The organism is Leifsonia sp. McL0627 (genome assembly GCF_058244615.1).
Window position 1 is genome coordinate 972,330 of the sequence record NZ_JBZCGM010000003.1, and the last position, 15,671, is coordinate 988,000.

Below are 15,671 nucleotides of genomic sequence, written 5' to 3' on the forward strand. Positions count from 1 at the left end.
TTCGATCGACAACCTGCAAGGAGCACTACCCGCATGGCACTCAGCAACAAGGGCATCATCGACCCGCCCATCGACGACGTTCTCGCCAAGGTCGAGTCCAAGTACGCTCTGGTCATCTTCGCGTCCAAGCGCGCACGCCAGATCAACGACTACTACGCCGACCTGCACGAGGGCAGCCTGTTCGACAACGTCGGCCCGCTGGTCGACTCGTCGGTCGACGACAAGCCGCTGTCCGTCGCGCTGCACGAGATCAACAAGGACAAGCTCGTCATCAAGCCGATCGTCGAATAAGTACTGCTTTCCGGGCACAGCCCGGTGTGTGGGGGACTGTGTCGCTGAAGGGTAGGGCGTCGTGAGCGCACGTTTGACCATCGTCGTCGGAGTGACCGGCGGTATCGCCGCGTACAAGGCCGTCGGCGTGATCCGTTCGCTGGTGCTCGAAGGACACTCGGTGCACGTGGTCGCCACGGAGGCCGCGTTGCGCTTCGTCGGCCGCCCGACCCTGGAGGCGATCAGCCGCAACCCGGTCGCGACCGACCTCTACGAGGGCGTCGCCGAGGTGCGGCACGTGGCCATCGGCCAGTCGGCCGACTTGATCGTGATCGCCCCGGCGACGGCGAACACCATCGCCAAGCTCGCGGCGGGCCTCGCCGACGACCTGCTCGGCAACACCGTGCTCGCGAGCACAGCGCCACTCGTGATCGCCCCGGCGATGCACACCGAGATGTGGCGCAACCAGGCTACCGTCGCCAACATCGCCACGCTGCGCTCGCGTGGCGTGACCGTGGTCGGACCAGCGAGCGGACAGCTCACCGGCAAAGACTCCGGGCCCGGCCGCATGGAGGAGCCCTCCGTGATCGTGCGGGAGGCGCTGGCCGCGGTCGGTGCGCATCCGGAGCGGGCCGTCGATGCGCCAGCACCGGTCGAGGCGACGGAGACGGTAGCCGAAGCGGCCCCAGCAGAGGCGCCAGCCGCCTCAACGGGCAACAGCGTCGTCGTGCTCTCCGAGCGCCGCAGGGCCAACGAGGCCGCGCGACGCCCGCGCGGCGGGGACGACCTGGCAGGCAAGCGCGTCGTCGTCACGGCCGGAGGCACCAGGGAGCCGCTCGACCCCGTTCGGTTCATCGGCAACCGGTCGAGCGGACGCCAGGGCGTCGCCGTCGCGAGCGCCGCCCGGGCTCGCGGAGCAGAGGTCGTGCTGATCGCTGCACACCTGGAGGTGCCGGCACCGGAGGGCGTCGAGCTGATCGAGGTGCAGACCGCCCTCGAGCTGCAGGAGGCCGTCACCGAGGCGGCCCGCGCGGCCGACATCATCGTGATGACAGCGGCCGTCGCCGACTACCGTCCTGCCGAGGTCCGCGACGCCAAGATCAAGAAGGCGACCGCTGGGGAGACGCTCACCCTCGAACTCATCGCTAACCCGGACATCCTCGCCGGTCTCGCCGCCGCGAAACGCGACGATCAGGTGATCGTCGGCTTCGCCGCGGAGACCGAGCCCGACCCGTCCGCCCTGATCGAGCTCGGCCGCAGCAAGCTCGCCTCCAAGGGAAGTGACTTCCTGGTGCTCAACCAGGTCGGCTGGTCTCAGGGCTTCGCAACGGACAGCAATGAAGTCGTGGTCCTCCGCAGGGGCGGGGATATAGTGATGGAGGCCTCGGGAAGCAAGTTGTCGGTGGCCGATCGTATTCTCGACGTCATCGCTTAGCGAGCACCTTTCGACCAGGGAGAACAATGGCAGATCTGCGCCTCTTCACGTCCGAATCGGTCACAGAAGGCCACCCGGACAAGATCTGTGACCAGATCTCCGACAGCATCCTGGATGCGCTCCTGACGGTCGACCCGCACAGCCGCGTCGCCGTCGAGACCCTGGTGACCACCGGGCTCGTCCACGTCGCCGGTGAGGTCACTACCAAGGGCTACGTGGAGATCCCCGCCCTGGTGCGTGCCAAGCTCGTCGAGATCGGCTACGACTCGTCCGACGTGAGCTTCGACGGCACCCAGTGCGGCGTCTCCGTCTCTATCGGAGCGCAGTCGCCGGACATCGCCCAGGGCGTCGACGACGCGCTGGAGACCCGCGCGGAGCAGAGCGTCGACGACCTCGACCGGCAGGGTGCAGGCGACCAGGGCATCATGTTCGGCTACGCCACCACCGAGACGCCGCAGTACATGCCGCTGCCGATCTGGCTGGCGCACCGTCTCTCGGAACGCCTCGCGACCGTGCGCAAAGACGGCACGCTCGACTACCTGCGGCCGGACGGCAAGACGCAGGTGACCATCGGCTACGAGGGCATCGTGCCCAAGTCGGTGCAGACGGTGGTGCTCTCCACCCAGCACGCGCCGAGCGTGTCGAACGAGCGGCTGCAGGCCGAGGTGATCGAGGAGATCATCGCGCCCGTGCTGCACGAGGCCGGGCTCGAGTCCGCGCACGTGCGCACGCTGATCAACCCGACGGGACGCTTCGAGATCGGCGGCCCGAAGGGCGACGCCGGTCTGACCGGCCGCAAGATCATCGTCGACACCTACGGCGGCGCGAGTCGTCACGGCGGCGGCGCGTTCTCCGGTAAGGACCCGTCGAAGGTCGACCGCTCCGCTGCGTACGCGATGCGCTGGGTGGCCAAGAACGCCGTCGCAGCCGGATTCGCCGACCGTCTCGAAGTGCAGATCGCCTACGCGATCGGCAAGGCGGCCCCTGTCGGCCTCTACGTCGAGACGTTCGGGACCGGCCGGGTTCCGGAGGAGCGCATCATCGCCGCGATCCGCGAGGTATTCGACCTGCGCCCCGCCGCGATCATCCGCGACCTCGACCTGCTGCGCCCGATCTACGCGCAGACGGCGACCTACGGCCACTTCGGCCGGGAGCTGCCCGATTTCACCTGGGAGCGACTGGACCGCGTCGACGACCTCCGGTCGGCCGCAGGCCTCTGACGATGGCGGCGGCCGGCCGGGTCGCCCGCATCGTGATCGACTCGCCCCTCCCTCAGCTCGATCACCTGTTCGACTACGGCATCCCGGAGGCACTGGAGGCGGAGGTGCGGCCGGGCGTCCGCGTCAAGGCGCCGCTGCGCACCGGTGCCAGGGTGGTGTCCGGGTTCGTGGTCGACGTCCTCCCGCGGGAGGAGATCGACTACGAGGGCGAGCTGACACCGATCGACCAGGTGGTGTCGACCGCGCAGGTGCTGACGCCCGAGGTGTGGGCGCTGGCGCGGAAGTTGGCCGACCGGAGTGCGGGGACGGCCAGCGACATCCTGCGCTTCGCCGTTCCTCCGCGTTCGGTGCGGGTGGAGAAGTCGTGGCTGGCCGCGCAGGCGGCGGCTGAGGCGGACGCGCAGGCGGAGGCGGAGGCGGAGGCGAGTGCGGTGGCGGACGACGCCGCCCGGCTTCCCGTCGCGCCGATCGGCGGGTACGGCGACGGCGTTCTCGAAGCGGCCGTGGCCGCGGGGGAGCGGATCGCCGTGCGCACCATCCCCGGCGTCGTGCACACCCCGGAGGGCGAGTGGGTCGGCCAGTGGGCCGTGACCATCGCCGGTGCGGCTGTGGCCTGCTGGGCGGCGGGCAAGACGGCCATTGTCGCCGTTCCCGACTATCGCGACCTCGACCAGCTCGCCGCGACGCTGCTCGCGCTCGCGCCCGCGGACGCCGTCGTGCGCGTCGACGGCCGCCAGACGGACTCCGAGCGCTACAAGGCGTTCCTCGGCGCGCTGTCCGGCCCGCGGATCGTGATCGGCAGCCAGTCGGCGGTCTACGCCCCGGCGAAGGATCTCGGCCTGCTGATCGTGTGGAACGACGGCGACCCTTTGCACGCGGCCAGGCAGACGCCGTACATCCACACCAGGGATGCGGCGCTCGTGCGGCAGGAGCAGCAGGGCGGCGCGCTCATCCTGGCCGGGCGCATCCGGAGCGTGGAGGCGCAGCGGCTGGTGGAGCTGGGCTGGCTGCGCGCCGTCGACCCGGAGCGTTCGGTGTGGCCGAAGGTGATCCTGAGCGCCAACCAGACGGCGGAGGAGCCGGTGGCGCGGGCGGCGCGCATCCCGTCGGTGGCGTGGAAGACCGCGCGGGCGGCGCTCGACGGCGACGCGACGACGCCCGCCGGCCCTGTGCTGATCCAGGTGGCGCGGCCGGGGTATGCCCCGCAGATCGCGTGCGCGAAGTGCGGCCAGGCTGCCCGGTGCAACACCTGCACGGGTCCGCTCGGGCAGCGGAGGTCCGGCAGTGTGCCGTCGTGCGGCTGGTGCGGGGCGCTGGCGACGAACTGGCACTGCGACCACTGCGAGCACGACCGGTTCCGGCTGGTCACCCTCGGCTCCGGGCGCACGGCGGAGGAACTGGGCCGCGCGTTCCCCGGGGTGAGGGTGATCGTGGCGGACGGGGACCATCCCGTGCAGTCGGTGTCGGAGGCGCGCGCCATCGTCGTCGCCACGCGCGGCGCCGAGCCGGTCGCCGCGGGCGGCTACCGGGCGGTGCTGCTGCTCGACGGCGAACGGATGCTCGCGCGGGAGACGCTCGGGGTCGCGGAGGACTGCCTGCGCTGGTGGTCGAACGCCGCCGGTCTTGCCGCCCCCGGCGCGCCGACCGTGCTGGTCGGCGTGTCCGGCGGGCTCGCCCGCGACTTCGCGACGGGCAGGACGGCCGAGTTCGCGCACGCCGAACTGGTCGACCGCCGAACACTGCATTTCCCTCCCGCTGTGCGGCTCGCGTCGATCGTCGGTGCCCCCGACGTGGTGGAGGCTGCGGTCGCCGCCGTCGACCCCGGCCTGCTGATCGACGTGCTGGGGCCCGCGACGGTGGACGAGTCGACAGTGCGGTCGATCCTCCGGTTCGAGTACGCCAAGGGGCAGGAGGTCGCTGCGGCGGTGCGCGGTGCGATCGTCCGCAACGCGACCAAGCGCCGCAAAGCGCCCGCAGGCAAGACCGGCTACCGGCCGGCCCCGACGCTGCGCGTGCAGTTCGACGACCCGGAGATCATCTAGCCCGGCCGGTAGGATCGACGGTGGCCGCGGAGCACGCGGCCGCCCAGCTCCGACCGAAAGAACCTGTCATGCGCCGAGTCCCGTCCACGCCGTCCCGCACGGAGATCGACGGATGAGGCTGGTCTTCGCCGGCACTCCCGCCGTGGCCGTTCCCGCGCTCCGGCTGCTGGCCGACCGGCACGACGTGGTCGCCGTGCTCACCAGGCGCGACGCCGAACTCGGGCGCAAGCGCGTCCTCACGCCGTCGCCTGTCGCCGCGGCCGCCGAGGAGCTCGGCATCGAGACGATCAAGGCGAACAGGCTCGACGACGAGGTGACGGAGCGCATCGGCGCGCTCGCGCCCGACCTCGGCGTGATCGTCGCGTACGGCGGCCTGGTGCGCGAGCCGCTGCTGTCGACGCCGCGGCTCGGCTGGGTGAACCTGCACTTCTCGCTGCTGCCGGCCTGGCGGGGCGCCGCTCCGGTGCAGCGTTCGGTGATCGCGGGCGACGAGGTGACCGGCGCTGCCGTGTTCCAGCTGGTGCCGGAGCTCGACGCCGGTGATGTGTTCTCCGAGCTGACGCGCCCGACCGGCGCCGACGAGACGGCGGGCGACGTGCTGGACGCGCTCTCGCTGTCCGGCGCCGACCTGCTGGCCGACGCCGTGGATGCGCTGGCCGCGGGCACGGCCGTAGCCGTTCCGCAGACCGGGGATGTCACTCTCGCGCCCAAGCTGTCGCTGACGGACGCCCACCTCGACTTTTCAGAGCCGGCGGAGACGGTGTACGCCAGGCTCCGCGGAGTGACGCCGGAGCCCGGTGCGTTCGCTCTGCTCGGCGACGACCGGTTCAAGGTGCTGACCGCTCGGCGTGCGCCGGACGCGGCACTGGTCGCCCCTGGTGTGCTCGCCCTGGACGGCAAGAGGGTCCTGGTCGGTACGGGGACGCATCCACTGGAGCTGCTGACGGTGCAGCCGGCGGGGAAGAAGGCGATGGCCGCCGCCGACTGGTGGCGCGGCCTCACGGCGGGAAGCGAGCTGGTACTGCGATGAGCGAACGGAATAGACCCCACGACGGCCGCGGGCAGCAGCAAAGCCGCGGGCAGCAGCAAAACCGTGGGCAGCAGGGCGGTCGCGGGCAGCAGGACGGCCACGGGCAGCAGCAGGGCCGTGGGCAGCAGGGCGGCCACGTGCAGCCCGCCCGCCGCGTGGCATACGACGTGATCGCCGCCGTGCGCGACTCCGACGCATACGCCAACCTGCTGCTGCCGACGCGCATCGCGCGCGCCGGGCTGAACCCCGCCGACGCCGGACTCGCGACCGAGCTGACCTACGGCACACTCCGGATGCAGGGGTACTACGACCTGGTGATCGCGCGGGCGGCCGGTCGTCCCGTCGACCGCATCGACCCGCCCATCCTGGACGTGCTGCGGCTGGGTGCGCATCAGCTGCTGTCGACCAGGGTGGCGCCGCACGCGGCGGTCAACGAGTCGGTCGCGCTGGCGCGCTCCGTCGGCTCCCGGTCGGCCACCGGCTTCACGAACGGCGTGCTGCGCGAGATCGGCAGGCACAGTCCGGAGGAGTGGCGGCAGCGCATCCTCTCGGACTCGAAGGGCGTCGATCAGGAGCTCGCGGCGCTGACCTCGCATCCGGTGTGGATCGTGCGCGCGTTCCGCCGCGCGCTCGAAGCGGAGGGCAGGGCGGACGAGCTCGACGATCTGCTGAACGCCGACAATGCGGCGCCCCGTGTCAATCTCGTCGCGCTGCCCGGCCTCGCCGATCTTCCGGACGACGCGACGGAGGACCGATACTCTCCCGTGGGGTTCACGGCGGGCGGAGGTGACCCGCAGTCCCGCGTCGAGGAGGCGCAGGGCAGGCTGCGCGTGCAGGACGAGGGGTCGCAGCTCGCGGCGCTCGCCCTCAGCAGGGCGCGCCCGATCGTGCAGGGGGAGCAGTGGCTCGACCTGTGCGCGGGCCCCGGCGGCAAGGCTGCTCTGCTCGCCGCGGAGGCGCGTCTCGGCGGAGCGACGCTGATCGCCAACGAGGTGGTCCCGGCGCGCGCCGAGTTGGTGCGTCGTGCGCTGGCCGCGATCCCGGAGCCTGTCGAGGTGTGGGAGCTGGACGGCACGACCGTCGGTGAGACGCATCCCGAGCTGTTCGACCGCATCCTGCTGGATGCGCCGTGCACCGGGCTGGGGGCGCTGCGTCGTCGCCCGGAGGCACGCTGGCGGAAGACTCCGCGCGACGTCGCCGAGCTGACCGGGCTGCAGGCGCGCCTGCTCGACGCGGCCGTCGCGGCGCTGAAGCCGGGCGGACTGCTCGCGTACGTGACCTGCTCCCCGCACATCGCGGAGTCGCGCGGGATCGTCAGCGCCGCTCTCGACGCGCACGACGACCTCGAGGCGGTCGACACGCCGTTCGTGCTGCAGCAGGTCGCGTCCGAACGGCTCGATCTCGCGGGCGACGGGCTCGCGGCGCAGCTGTGGCCGCACCGCCACGGCACGGACGCGATGTTCGTCGCCCTGCTCACGAAGCGCTGACGGCTTTGTAGGCTGGAGGCATGCCAGTCCGGATCAACCCCAGCATCCTCGCCGCCGACTTCGTCAACCTGGAGCGCGACCTCGATCGCATCGCGACCGCCGACCTCGTGCACGTGGACGTGATGGACAACCATTTCGTGCCCAACCTGACGTTCGGGCCGCAGATGGTGGGTCGCATCCAGGATGTGTCGGCGATCCCGCTCGACGTGCACCTGATGATCGACGACCCCGACCGCTGGGCGCCAGGGTACGCCGAGCTCGGTGCGTACTCCGTGACCTTCCACGCCGAAGCGGCGGCCGATCCGGTGACGCTGGCCCGGCGGCTGAGGCAGCTCGGCGCCCGCGCGGGGATCGCCCTGAAGCCGGGGACGCCGGTGGACGACTACCTCGACCTGCTTCCGGAGTTCGACCAGGTGCTCGTGATGACCGTGGAGCCCGGTTTCGGCGGTCAGTCGTTCATGGCGGACACGATGCCGAAGCTCGCGCGCCTGCGTTCCGCCGTCGAGGCGTCCGGCGCCGACGTGTGGCTGCAGGTCGACGGCGGCATCACCGAGGAGACCATCGTGATCGCGGCCGAGAACGGCGCTGACACGTTCGTCGCGGGGTCGAGCGTCTTCCGGGCGGAGAACACCGAGCGGCAGATCGCTCTGCTGCGCGAGACGGCGGCGCGCCACAGCCACGCCACCGCGTAGCCGGGAGTCCGGCGGCCGTCAGCAGACGAATCAACCGCCGACGGCCGGCTTGGACAGCGCGCCCCGTTCCCGTCGTCCGACGACCGCGGGGATCGCCGCGATGCTGACCACCGAGATCAGGGCGGCGATCGCGAACAGGTAGAACCCGCCGGGGTACGCCAGGTCCAGGGCCACCAGGGTGCCGGTGATGGCCGGACCGGCGATGGCGCCGAGACGGCCGATCCCGGCGGCGAACCCGAGCGCCGTTCCCCGCACCTCCGGAGGGTAGAGCTGGCTGACGAAGGCGTAGACGAGCACCTGGGCGGAGAACACGAACACGCCGGTGATGAAGATCGCGACGTAGAGCAGCACGACCCCGTCCATCCGGATGCTCAGGAGGGCCAGGAACACGGCGGCGAGGAAGAACCAGATCACCGTGACGCGCTTGATCCCTGAGCGGTCGGCGAGCACTCCCGCGACCACGAGCCCGGCGACGGCGCCGAGGTTCAGGACGAGGAGCAGACCGAGCGAGTGGCCGGTGTCGTATCCGGCCAGCTGCATGATCTGCGGCAGCCAGGTGTTGAGCCCGTAGACCAGCAGCAGCCCCATGAACGACGCGGTCCAGATCCCGATGCTGACGAGCAGGAACGGACGGCGGACGAGGACGCCGACGGAACCGGCAGACGCGCTCGTGCGTCCCTCAGCGCTCGCCGTGCGGCGTTCCAGGAGGGCCGCGGACTCGGGGAGGGTGAACCAGAGCAGCGGGAGCACGACGAGCCCGGCGATGCCGCCGACCATGAACATCAGCCGCCAGTCCGGCACGATCGCCAGCGCGAGCAGCGCCGTGAGGACGGCGCCGACGTGATAGCCGGTCATCGTCAGCGTCGTCGCACGGGCGGTGCGGGCCGCTCCGGCGAACTCGCCGACATAGGCGAGCACGGTCGGGATGCACGCCCCGAGACCGAGACCGGCGATCAGCCGGAACAACCCGAAGACGAAGACGCTCGGGGAGAATGCGACCGCGATCGTGAACACCGAGAACAGTGCGACGCAGCTGATCAGGGTCACGCGACGCCCATAGCGGTCGGTGAGCGGCCCGACGGCGAGCGCACCGATCCCGACGCCGATCAGGCCGGCCGTCGCGACCGCGGTGGCGCCGCCGGGGTCGAAGCCGAGCTGTCCTGTGCCGATCAGGGTCGGGATGACCGTGCCGAGCACGACCAGGTCGAAGCCGTCGAGGGCGACCACGATCCAACAGAGGATGATGGGCCAGAAACGGGCAGTGGGCGTCAAACGGGCGGTGGACGTCGTCGAGCTCGCCATCGGAGCCTCCTTGCTGTGGTGCTGGTGGTGCTGGGCGGTGTTGTGGCGCCGTGGTGCTGTGGAACGCGTCATCGCTGACGTTCGCACACCGCACACTCGTGCGGCAGCTGAACGCACCCTAACATGGGGGAAGGATCGAGGAGGGAGACGAGGTGGCCAATTCACCGTCCGGCGAGTCGCTCATCACGCGAATCGTGCGCATCCTGAGCACCCTGGATGCCGGTCGACCGCCGATGACCGCGACCGCCATCGCGCGTCTCGCCGATCTGCCCGTCGCCACCGTGCACAGGCTCGTGGCCGAGCTGAGCTCGATCGGCTGGCTGGTCAAAGACGAGCAGGGCAGGATCGGCCTTGGACTCGGCCTCTGGGAGCTCGCGCACCGCGCCAGGTCTCCGTTCACCCACCTGCTGGCCACGGCACGTCCCGCGATGCAGGAGGTGCAGTGGAGCGTCGGGCAGAACACCCAGCTCGGCGTGCTCACCGCGGACGGCGACGAGGTGCTCTACCTGGAGTGCTATTCGGGGGAGGGCTCCGTGGAGAACGCGGCGTCGACCGCCGCCCGGCTGCCCGCATACCGCTCGTCGGCGGGGCACGCGATCGTCGCCTTCGCCGACCGGGCGATGCGGGAGAGCTTCATCGCCGACTGGGAGCCGCGGCTGCCCGGACTCCGGCAGCGCCTGGTCGGTGTGCGCACCAGCGGGCACTCCGTGGTGGAGGGAATGATGCACCGCGACACCGCCGGCGTCTCCGTCCCGGTGCGCGAGCCCGGGCTGCAGGTCATCGCGGCGCTCAGCGTCGTCGTGCCGCGCGACCCGGCCGTGATCGCTGCCGTGATCGGCCCCTTGACCGCGGGGGCGGCGCGCATCACCAAGGCGCTGCGCGCCGAGATTATCAATGAACGGGAAGGCCGCTCCGCCGTTCAGGCGTCCTGACAGACTGACCGCACTCGTCGGAACCATCAGGAGGAGTGCGGCTATGGCAGCGGTGCACACGGAGTCGTCCACCCGTTCGGAGACCACCAGAGTCGCGATCGTCGGCGGCGGCCCGGCCGGTCTGATGCTGTCCCACCTGCTCGCGCGCAGCGGCATCGACTCCGTGGTGATCGAACGCCGAACCAGGGCGGAGATCCACAGCACCGTCCGCGCCGGCATCGTGGAGAGCGGCAGCGTGAACCTGCTGGTCGACTCCGGCGTCTCCGACAGGGTGCTCCGCGACGGCGACCGGCACGACGGAATCGAACTGCGTTTCGACGGCACCGGCCACCGGATCGACTTCCAGGAGCTCGCAGGGGAGTCGGTCTGGCTCTACCAGCAGACCGACGTCTTCGCCGACCTTGCCGACGCCAGGGCGCGCGACGGAGGCGACGTGCGCTTCTCCGTGCGCGACGTGGCGGTGCGCGGCGTGACGGACGCGCATCCAGTTGTGGCGTTCACGGAAAGCGACGGCAGCAGGGTGGAGCTGCGCTGCGACGTGGTGGTCGGCGCAGACGGGTCGCACAGCGCCTGCCGCACCCTCATCCCGGAGACGCACCGGCGCACGTTCTACCGTGAGTACCCGTTCGCCTGGTTCGGGATTCTCACCCAGGCACCGCGCAGCGCGGAGGAGCTCGTCTACGCGGCGTCCGACCGCGGATTCGCGCTGATCAGCCAGCGCAGCGACACAGTGCAGCGGATGTACTTCCAGTGCGACCCGTCCGAGGACGCCGAACAGTGGAGCGACGCCGAGATCTGGGACGAACTGCAGAGCAGGGTGGCGGGAGACGGCTTCGCCCTGACGGAGGGGCCGATCACCGACCGGGTCGTGCTCCCGTTCCGCAGCTTCGTCTGCGAACCGCTGCGCCACGGCTCGCTGTTCCTCGTCGGCGACGCAGGACACACCGTGCCGCCGACCGGAGCGAAAGGCCTGAACCTGGCGCTCGCCGACGTGGCCGTGCTCCACGAGGCGCTGGTCGACCTGTTCGAGGGCGGGAACGCATCCGGTGTCGACGCGTACAGCGACCGTGCGCTCTCCCGGGTCTGGAAGAGCCAGCACTTCTCCTACTGGATGACCACCCTGCTGCACGACCAACCGGACGCGAGCGACTTCGACAGACGCAGGCAGCGCGGCGAGCGGGAGTCCATCGTGTCCTCCCGCGCAGGCTCCGCCTTCCTCGCCGAGGGATACACCGGCTGGCAGAGCACGCCGGCCACCGCACAGAAGGGACGCGCATGACCCCCGCACCGAAACGGCCCGGCTCCGAGACGCAGGCGGCGCTCAGCGCGGAGATCGCCTCCATCGACGTCGCCTACGAGTCACGCCTCGCGGCGGGGGCGCCTCCGGAGACCGCCACCCGGCGCGACTTCCCGCCGTACCGCAGCTCCCTGCTGCGCCACCCCACCAAAGACCTGCGGCACACCGACCCGGAGACCATCGAACTCTGGTCGCCCGCGTTCGGGCACAGGGACGTCCACCCGCTCGAAGCCGACCTCACCATCCAGCACAGCGGAGAACCCGTCGGCGAACGGATGGTCGTGACAGGCAGGGTGCTCGACGGAGACGGACGGCCGGTGCGCGGCCAGCTCGTGGAGATCTGGCAGGCCAACTCCGCCGGACGCTACATCCATAAACGCGACCAGCACCCCGCCCCGCTCGACCCCAACTTCACCGGCGTCGGGCGCTGCCTCACCGCCGACGACGGAACCTACCGGTTCACCACCATCAAGCCGGGCCCGTACCCCTGGAAGAACCACCACAACGCCTGGCGTCCAGCGCACATCCACTTCTCGCTGTTCGGCACGGACTTCACCCAGCGGATGATCACGCAGATGTACTTCCCAGGCGACCCGCTGTTCGCGCTCGACCCGATCTACCAGTCCATCGTCGACCAGGACGCCCGCGACAGACTCGTCGCCCGGTACGACCACGACATCACGACCCACGAGTGGGCGACAGGGTATACCTGGGACATCGTCCTCAGCGGTTCGGGACGAACCTGGATGGAACCGGAAGGAGACGAGGAATGAGCACCCTGACACCCACGCCGGGCCAGACCGTCGGCCCGTTCTACGGCTACGCCCTCCCGTTCCCCGGAGACTCCACGCTCTCCGTGCCGGGGGCGCCAGGCACCATCCGGCTGCACGGCACCGTCTACGACGGGGCAGGGACCCCAGTGCAGGACGCGATCCTCGAACTGTGGCAGGCCGACGAGCACGGCGAGATCGTGCGCCGGACGGGCTCCCTCCACCGCGACGGCCACACCTTCACGGGATGGGGACGCGCCGCCACCGACGACGAAGGCCACTACACGTTCAGTACCAGAACCCCCGGCGCGACGCAGGAGGGGGCGCCCGCGTTCTTCGCGATCCTGGTGTTCGCCCGCGGACTCCTCGACAAACTGCACACCCGCGCCTACCTCCCCGACGACGAGACGGCGCTCGCCGCAGACTCGTTCCTGGCTTCGCTGCCGGAGGACAGGAGGCGCACGGTGATCGCCGCGCGCGAAGCTGCGGACTCGCTGCGGTTCGACCTCCGATTGCAGGGCGACGACGAGACCGTGTTCCTCGACTTCGGCGGTCTCGGTCGATGACGGACGCGGACGTCGGCATCCTCGACCCGGCCCTGGCGTCGTCGGCGGGGGCGGCGCTCTGCTCCGACCGGGCGGTGGTGCAGGCGATGCTGGACGTCGAGCGAGCCTGGGCGCACGTCCTGGTCGAACACGGTCTCGGCGACCCGGCGTGGCTGCCCGTCATCGACGACGCCTGCCAGGTCGAGCAGGACGACTTGCCGGCCATCGCCAGGGAAGCGGCGGGCGGGGGCAACGCGCTGATCCCGCTGCTCGCCCGGCTGAGGCAGCGGACGGGGGAGGGCTCTCCGGAGGGCGCCGCCCTGCTACACCTCGGTGCGACGAGTCAGGACATCGTGGACACCGCCCTGCTGCTGGTGGCGTCGCGCACGATCGAGGCCACGACCGCGTCGCTCGACCGGGCGGGGGACGCCCTGGTGGGGCTGATCGGGGAACACCGGACGACGCTCACCGTCGCGCGCACGCTGGCGCAGCACTCGCTGCCGTCCACGTTCGCGCTCACAGCTGCGCAGTGGCTGGCGGGTATCACGGCGGCGAAGCGCAACCTCGGCGACCTGCTGCCGACGCTCCCGCTGCAGTGGGGTGGCGCTGCTGGCACGCTCGCCGCCCTGGACACCGTTCCCGGAGCCGACCCGCTCGCCCTGGTGGATGCACTGGCGGCGCGCCTCGGGCTGGTTGCGCCCGTAGCCCCCTGGCAGAGCACCCGGTGGCCTGTGCTGCGCATCGGAGCGGCGACGGCGGAAGCGGTCGCGGCGTGCGCCGTGATCGGCACCGACGTCGCACTGCTGAGCCGTCCGGAGTTCGGTGAGCTGTCGGAGCCGCGCGCGGACGGCCGCGGCGTCTCGTCCGCCATGCCGCAGAAGCAGAACCCCGTGCTGTCCATCCTGCTCAAGCGCGAGGGCCTCCGCGTTCCGGCGGACCTCGGTGCGCTGACCGCCGCGATCACGGCGACCGTCGACCAGCGCTCGGACGGCGGCTGGCACGCGGAGTGGACACCGCTGCGCTCCCTGCTGCGGTCGGCGGTGGTCTCGGCGGAGCTCGCCGCGGAGCTCGTGAGCGGGCTGGGCGTGCATCCGGAGCGGATGAGGCGGAACCTCGACGCGGCGGGCCCGATGCTGGTGAGCGAGCGCGTCGTCGCCGTCCTCGGTCGCGCGCTCGCCGAGAAGGGCGACCAGGACGGACCCCGCGCGGTGCGCGCGGCGGTGACTGCAGCGCGGGAGGCGGCCGACCCTGATGCGCTGCGGCGAGCGCTCGCCGACGCGATCGGCGCGGACCGGCTGTCGGCGGCCCTCGGGGAGACGTCGCTGGAGACGCTCCTCGATCCGGCCGGATACCTCGGCAAGGCGGACGACTTCTGCGACCGCATCGTCGCCGACTTCCTCTCCACCGCAACCACAGAGAAGGGCTCGGGCGTATGAGCATCCCCACCATCGTCGTCACCGTGCTCGCCGGTCGGGCGGGGGATCCGGCCAAGCCGACCCTCCTGGTCGGTCCGTCGCTCGGCACCTCGGTCAGCGCCCTCTGGGCGCCGGCCGTCCCGTTCCTGGCCGAGCACTACACGGTCATCGGCTGGGATCTTCCCGGCCACGGCCGCAGCCCCCGTCCGGATGCGCCGTTCACGCTGTCCGAGCTCGCCGCCGGTGTGCTCAGCGAGCTGACCGCAGCGCGCACCGCCGGCGACCTCGGCGATGGCGGCCTGTTTGCGGCCGGCGTCTCGCTGGGCGGCGTCGTGACGTTGCGGATGGCGCTCGACGCTCCCGACCTGTTCTCCGGCGTCGCCATCGTCTGCTCCGGTGCGCGGATCGGCGATCCGGCCGCCTGGCGGGAACGCGCTGAGGTCGTGCGGACGCAGGGCACGCCGACCATGCTCATCGGTTCGGCGGAGCGCTGGTTCGCTCCTGGGTTCATCGAACGCTCACCCGAGGTGTCGAGTCGTCTGCTGCACTCGCTGTCCGACGCGGACAAGGACGGCTACGCCTGGTGCTGCGACGCGCTCGCGGAGGCCGATCTGCGCGGCGAGCTGCCGCGCATCCAGGTTCCCGTCGTGGCCATCGCCGGCGAGCACGACCGGGTCGTGACCGGTGAGGACGCCTGGCAGGTCGCCGCCGGCGTCCGCGCCGGCTCCGCCGAGTGGGTGCCCGGGGCAAGCCACCTCGCAGCCGCCGAGGCTCCGGAGCGGGTGTCGGAGATCCTGGTCAGGCACTTCTCCCGCGCCGTCGTCAGCGACAGCTACGGCGCAGGGATGCGCGTGCGCCGTCAGGTGCTCGGGGTCGAGCACGTGGAGCGGGCGACCGCCAGAAGCGCCGGTGCGGTCGACGAGGACTTCCAGGAGCTGATCACCCGGTACGCGTGGGGGTCGATCTGGGCCAGGCCGGGGCTGGCGCGCACCATGCGCAGCGCCATCACGCTCACGGCCCTGATCGCGGGCGGTCACTGGGACGAGTTCGAGATGCACGTGCACGCCGCACTCCGCAATGGACTCACGGCGGAGGAAATCCGCGAGGTGATCATGCAGAGCGCCGTCTACTGCGGGGTTCCCGCCGCCAACCACGCGTTCTCGATCGCCAGGGACATCCTGCGCACAGACGCCGCGCGGTAGACTGTTCGACAGGCGCACGGATGTTCGCACAG

14 protein-coding genes are annotated in these 15,671 nt (G+C 71.2%); 13 read left to right on the forward strand and 1 reads right to left on the reverse strand.

Translation table 11 applies throughout. The annotated features are described in order from the left end of the window. The first annotated feature begins 33 nt into the window (after positions 1-33). The 7 genes from rpoZ (at position 34) to rpe (ending at position 8,176) form a co-directional block, all read left to right on the forward strand. On the forward strand, positions 34-291 hold the full coding sequence (gene rpoZ, locus AC37TH_RS12885) for a DNA-directed RNA polymerase subunit omega (protein ID WP_490764738.1): 258 nt from the start codon (positions 34-36) through the stop codon (positions 289-291). Between the two features lie 73 nt (positions 292-364). Beyond that, positions 365-1,705, forward strand: coding sequence for a bifunctional phosphopantothenoylcysteine decarboxylase/phosphopantothenate synthase (locus AC37TH_RS12890; protein ID WP_490765113.1), 1,341 nt, complete (start codon positions 365-367; stop codon positions 1,703-1,705). 26 nt (positions 1,706-1,731) lie between these two features. After that, positions 1,732-2,925 carry a methionine adenosyltransferase gene (gene metK / locus AC37TH_RS12895; RefSeq protein WP_490764739.1) on the forward strand — a complete coding sequence of 398 codons (1,194 nt, stop codon included), beginning with the start codon at positions 1,732-1,734 and terminating at the stop codon, positions 2,923-2,925. A 2-nt stretch (positions 2,926-2,927) separates the two neighbouring features. Next, positions 2,928-4,967 (forward strand): primosomal protein N' family DNA-binding protein, encoded by a 2,040-nt coding sequence (locus AC37TH_RS12900; protein WP_490764740.1) that lies wholly within the window; start codon positions 2,928-2,930, stop codon positions 4,965-4,967. A gap of 112 nt (positions 4,968-5,079) precedes the next feature. After that, on the forward strand, positions 5,080-5,997 hold the full coding sequence (locus AC37TH_RS12905) for a methionyl-tRNA formyltransferase (protein WP_490764741.1): 918 nt from the start codon (positions 5,080-5,082) through the stop codon (positions 5,995-5,997). Continuing rightward, positions 5,994-7,484, forward strand: coding sequence for an RsmB/NOP family class I SAM-dependent RNA methyltransferase (locus AC37TH_RS12910; RefSeq protein ID WP_490764742.1), 1,491 nt, complete (start codon positions 5,994-5,996; stop codon positions 7,482-7,484). Before AC37TH_RS12905 ends, AC37TH_RS12910 begins: the two co-directional genes overlap by 4 nt. A 20-nt stretch (positions 7,485-7,504) precedes the next feature. Continuing rightward, on the forward strand, positions 7,505-8,176 hold the full coding sequence (gene rpe, locus AC37TH_RS12915) for a ribulose-phosphate 3-epimerase (protein WP_490764743.1): 672 nt from the start codon (positions 7,505-7,507) through the stop codon (positions 8,174-8,176). A gap of 30 nt (positions 8,177-8,206) precedes the next feature. Here rpe and AC37TH_RS12920 read toward each other — a convergent pair whose 3' ends face one another. Continuing rightward, positions 8,207-9,478 carry an MFS transporter gene (locus AC37TH_RS12920; protein ID WP_490764744.1) on the reverse strand — a complete coding sequence of 424 codons (1,272 nt, stop codon included), beginning with the start codon at positions 9,476-9,478 and terminating at the stop codon, positions 8,207-8,209. A gap of 152 nt (positions 9,479-9,630) precedes the next feature. Between AC37TH_RS12920 and AC37TH_RS12925 the strand changes: the two genes are divergently transcribed. From AC37TH_RS12925 to pcaDC, 6 genes are read left to right on the forward strand one after another with little or no spacing between them, the layout of a single operon-like run. Continuing rightward, entirely contained in the window at positions 9,631-10,410 is a 780-nt protein-coding gene (locus AC37TH_RS12925) for an IclR family transcriptional regulator (protein ID WP_490764745.1), read from the forward strand. 43 nt (positions 10,411-10,453) lie between these two features. Further along, positions 10,454-11,689 carry a 4-hydroxybenzoate 3-monooxygenase gene (locus tag AC37TH_RS12930; protein WP_490764746.1) on the forward strand — a complete coding sequence of 412 codons (1,236 nt, stop codon included), beginning with the start codon at positions 10,454-10,456 and terminating at the stop codon, positions 11,687-11,689. Next, a complete protein-coding gene (pcaH, locus tag AC37TH_RS12935; protein WP_490764747.1) occupies positions 11,686-12,480 on the forward strand; it encodes a protocatechuate 3,4-dioxygenase subunit beta in 795 nt (264 codons plus the stop codon). The genes AC37TH_RS12930 and pcaH overlap by 4 nt, the downstream gene beginning before the upstream one ends. Further along, complete coding sequence (pcaG, locus tag AC37TH_RS12940) at positions 12,477-13,043, forward strand: protocatechuate 3,4-dioxygenase subunit alpha (RefSeq protein ID WP_490764748.1); 567 nt, start codon at positions 12,477-12,479, stop codon at positions 13,041-13,043. The genes pcaH and pcaG overlap by 4 nt, the downstream gene beginning before the upstream one ends. Continuing rightward, positions 13,040-14,458: a lyase family protein gene (locus AC37TH_RS12945; RefSeq protein ID WP_490764749.1), complete on the forward strand. Its 1,419-nt coding sequence runs from the start codon at positions 13,040-13,042 to the stop codon at positions 14,456-14,458. Before pcaG ends, AC37TH_RS12945 begins: the two co-directional genes overlap by 4 nt. Next, positions 14,455-15,639: a bifunctional 3-oxoadipate enol-lactonase/4-carboxymuconolactone decarboxylase PcaDC gene (gene pcaDC / locus AC37TH_RS12950; protein WP_490764750.1), complete on the forward strand. Its 1,185-nt coding sequence runs from the start codon at positions 14,455-14,457 to the stop codon at positions 15,637-15,639. Before AC37TH_RS12945 ends, pcaDC begins: the two co-directional genes overlap by 4 nt. Positions 15,640-15,671 lie beyond the last annotated feature (32 nt).

Bases quoted from the DNA above. Each gene is read 5' to 3' on its own strand.
- rpe (WP_490764743.1), top strand. From the start codon at position 7,505: ATGCCAGTCCGGATCAACCCCAGCATCCTCGCCGCCGACTTCGTCAAC.
- metK (WP_490764739.1), top strand. From the start codon at position 1,732: ATGGCAGATCTGCGCCTCTTCACGTCCGAATCGGTCACAGAAGGCCAC.
- pcaDC (WP_490764750.1), top strand. From the start codon at position 14,455: ATGAGCATCCCCACCATCGTCGTCACCGTGCTCGCCGGTCGGGCGGGG.
- AC37TH_RS12945 (WP_490764749.1), top strand. From the start codon at position 13,040: ATGACGGACGCGGACGTCGGCATCCTCGACCCGGCCCTGGCGTCGTCG.
- pcaH (WP_490764747.1), top strand. From the start codon at position 11,686: ATGACCCCCGCACCGAAACGGCCCGGCTCCGAGACGCAGGCGGCGCTC.
- AC37TH_RS12930 (WP_490764746.1), top strand. From the start codon at position 10,454: ATGGCAGCGGTGCACACGGAGTCGTCCACCCGTTCGGAGACCACCAGA.
- AC37TH_RS12900 (WP_490764740.1), top strand. From the start codon at position 2,928: ATGGCGGCGGCCGGCCGGGTCGCCCGCATCGTGATCGACTCGCCCCTC.
- pcaG (WP_490764748.1), top strand. From the start codon at position 12,477: ATGAGCACCCTGACACCCACGCCGGGCCAGACCGTCGGCCCGTTCTAC.
- AC37TH_RS12905 (WP_490764741.1), top strand. From the start codon at position 5,080: ATGAGGCTGGTCTTCGCCGGCACTCCCGCCGTGGCCGTTCCCGCGCTC.
- AC37TH_RS12920 (WP_490764744.1), bottom strand. From the start codon at position 9,478: ATGGCGAGCTCGACGACGTCCACCGCCCGTTTGACGCCCACTGCCCGT.
- rpoZ (WP_490764738.1), top strand. From the start codon at position 34: ATGGCACTCAGCAACAAGGGCATCATCGACCCGCCCATCGACGACGTT.
- AC37TH_RS12910 (WP_490764742.1), top strand. From the start codon at position 5,994: ATGAGCGAACGGAATAGACCCCACGACGGCCGCGGGCAGCAGCAAAGC.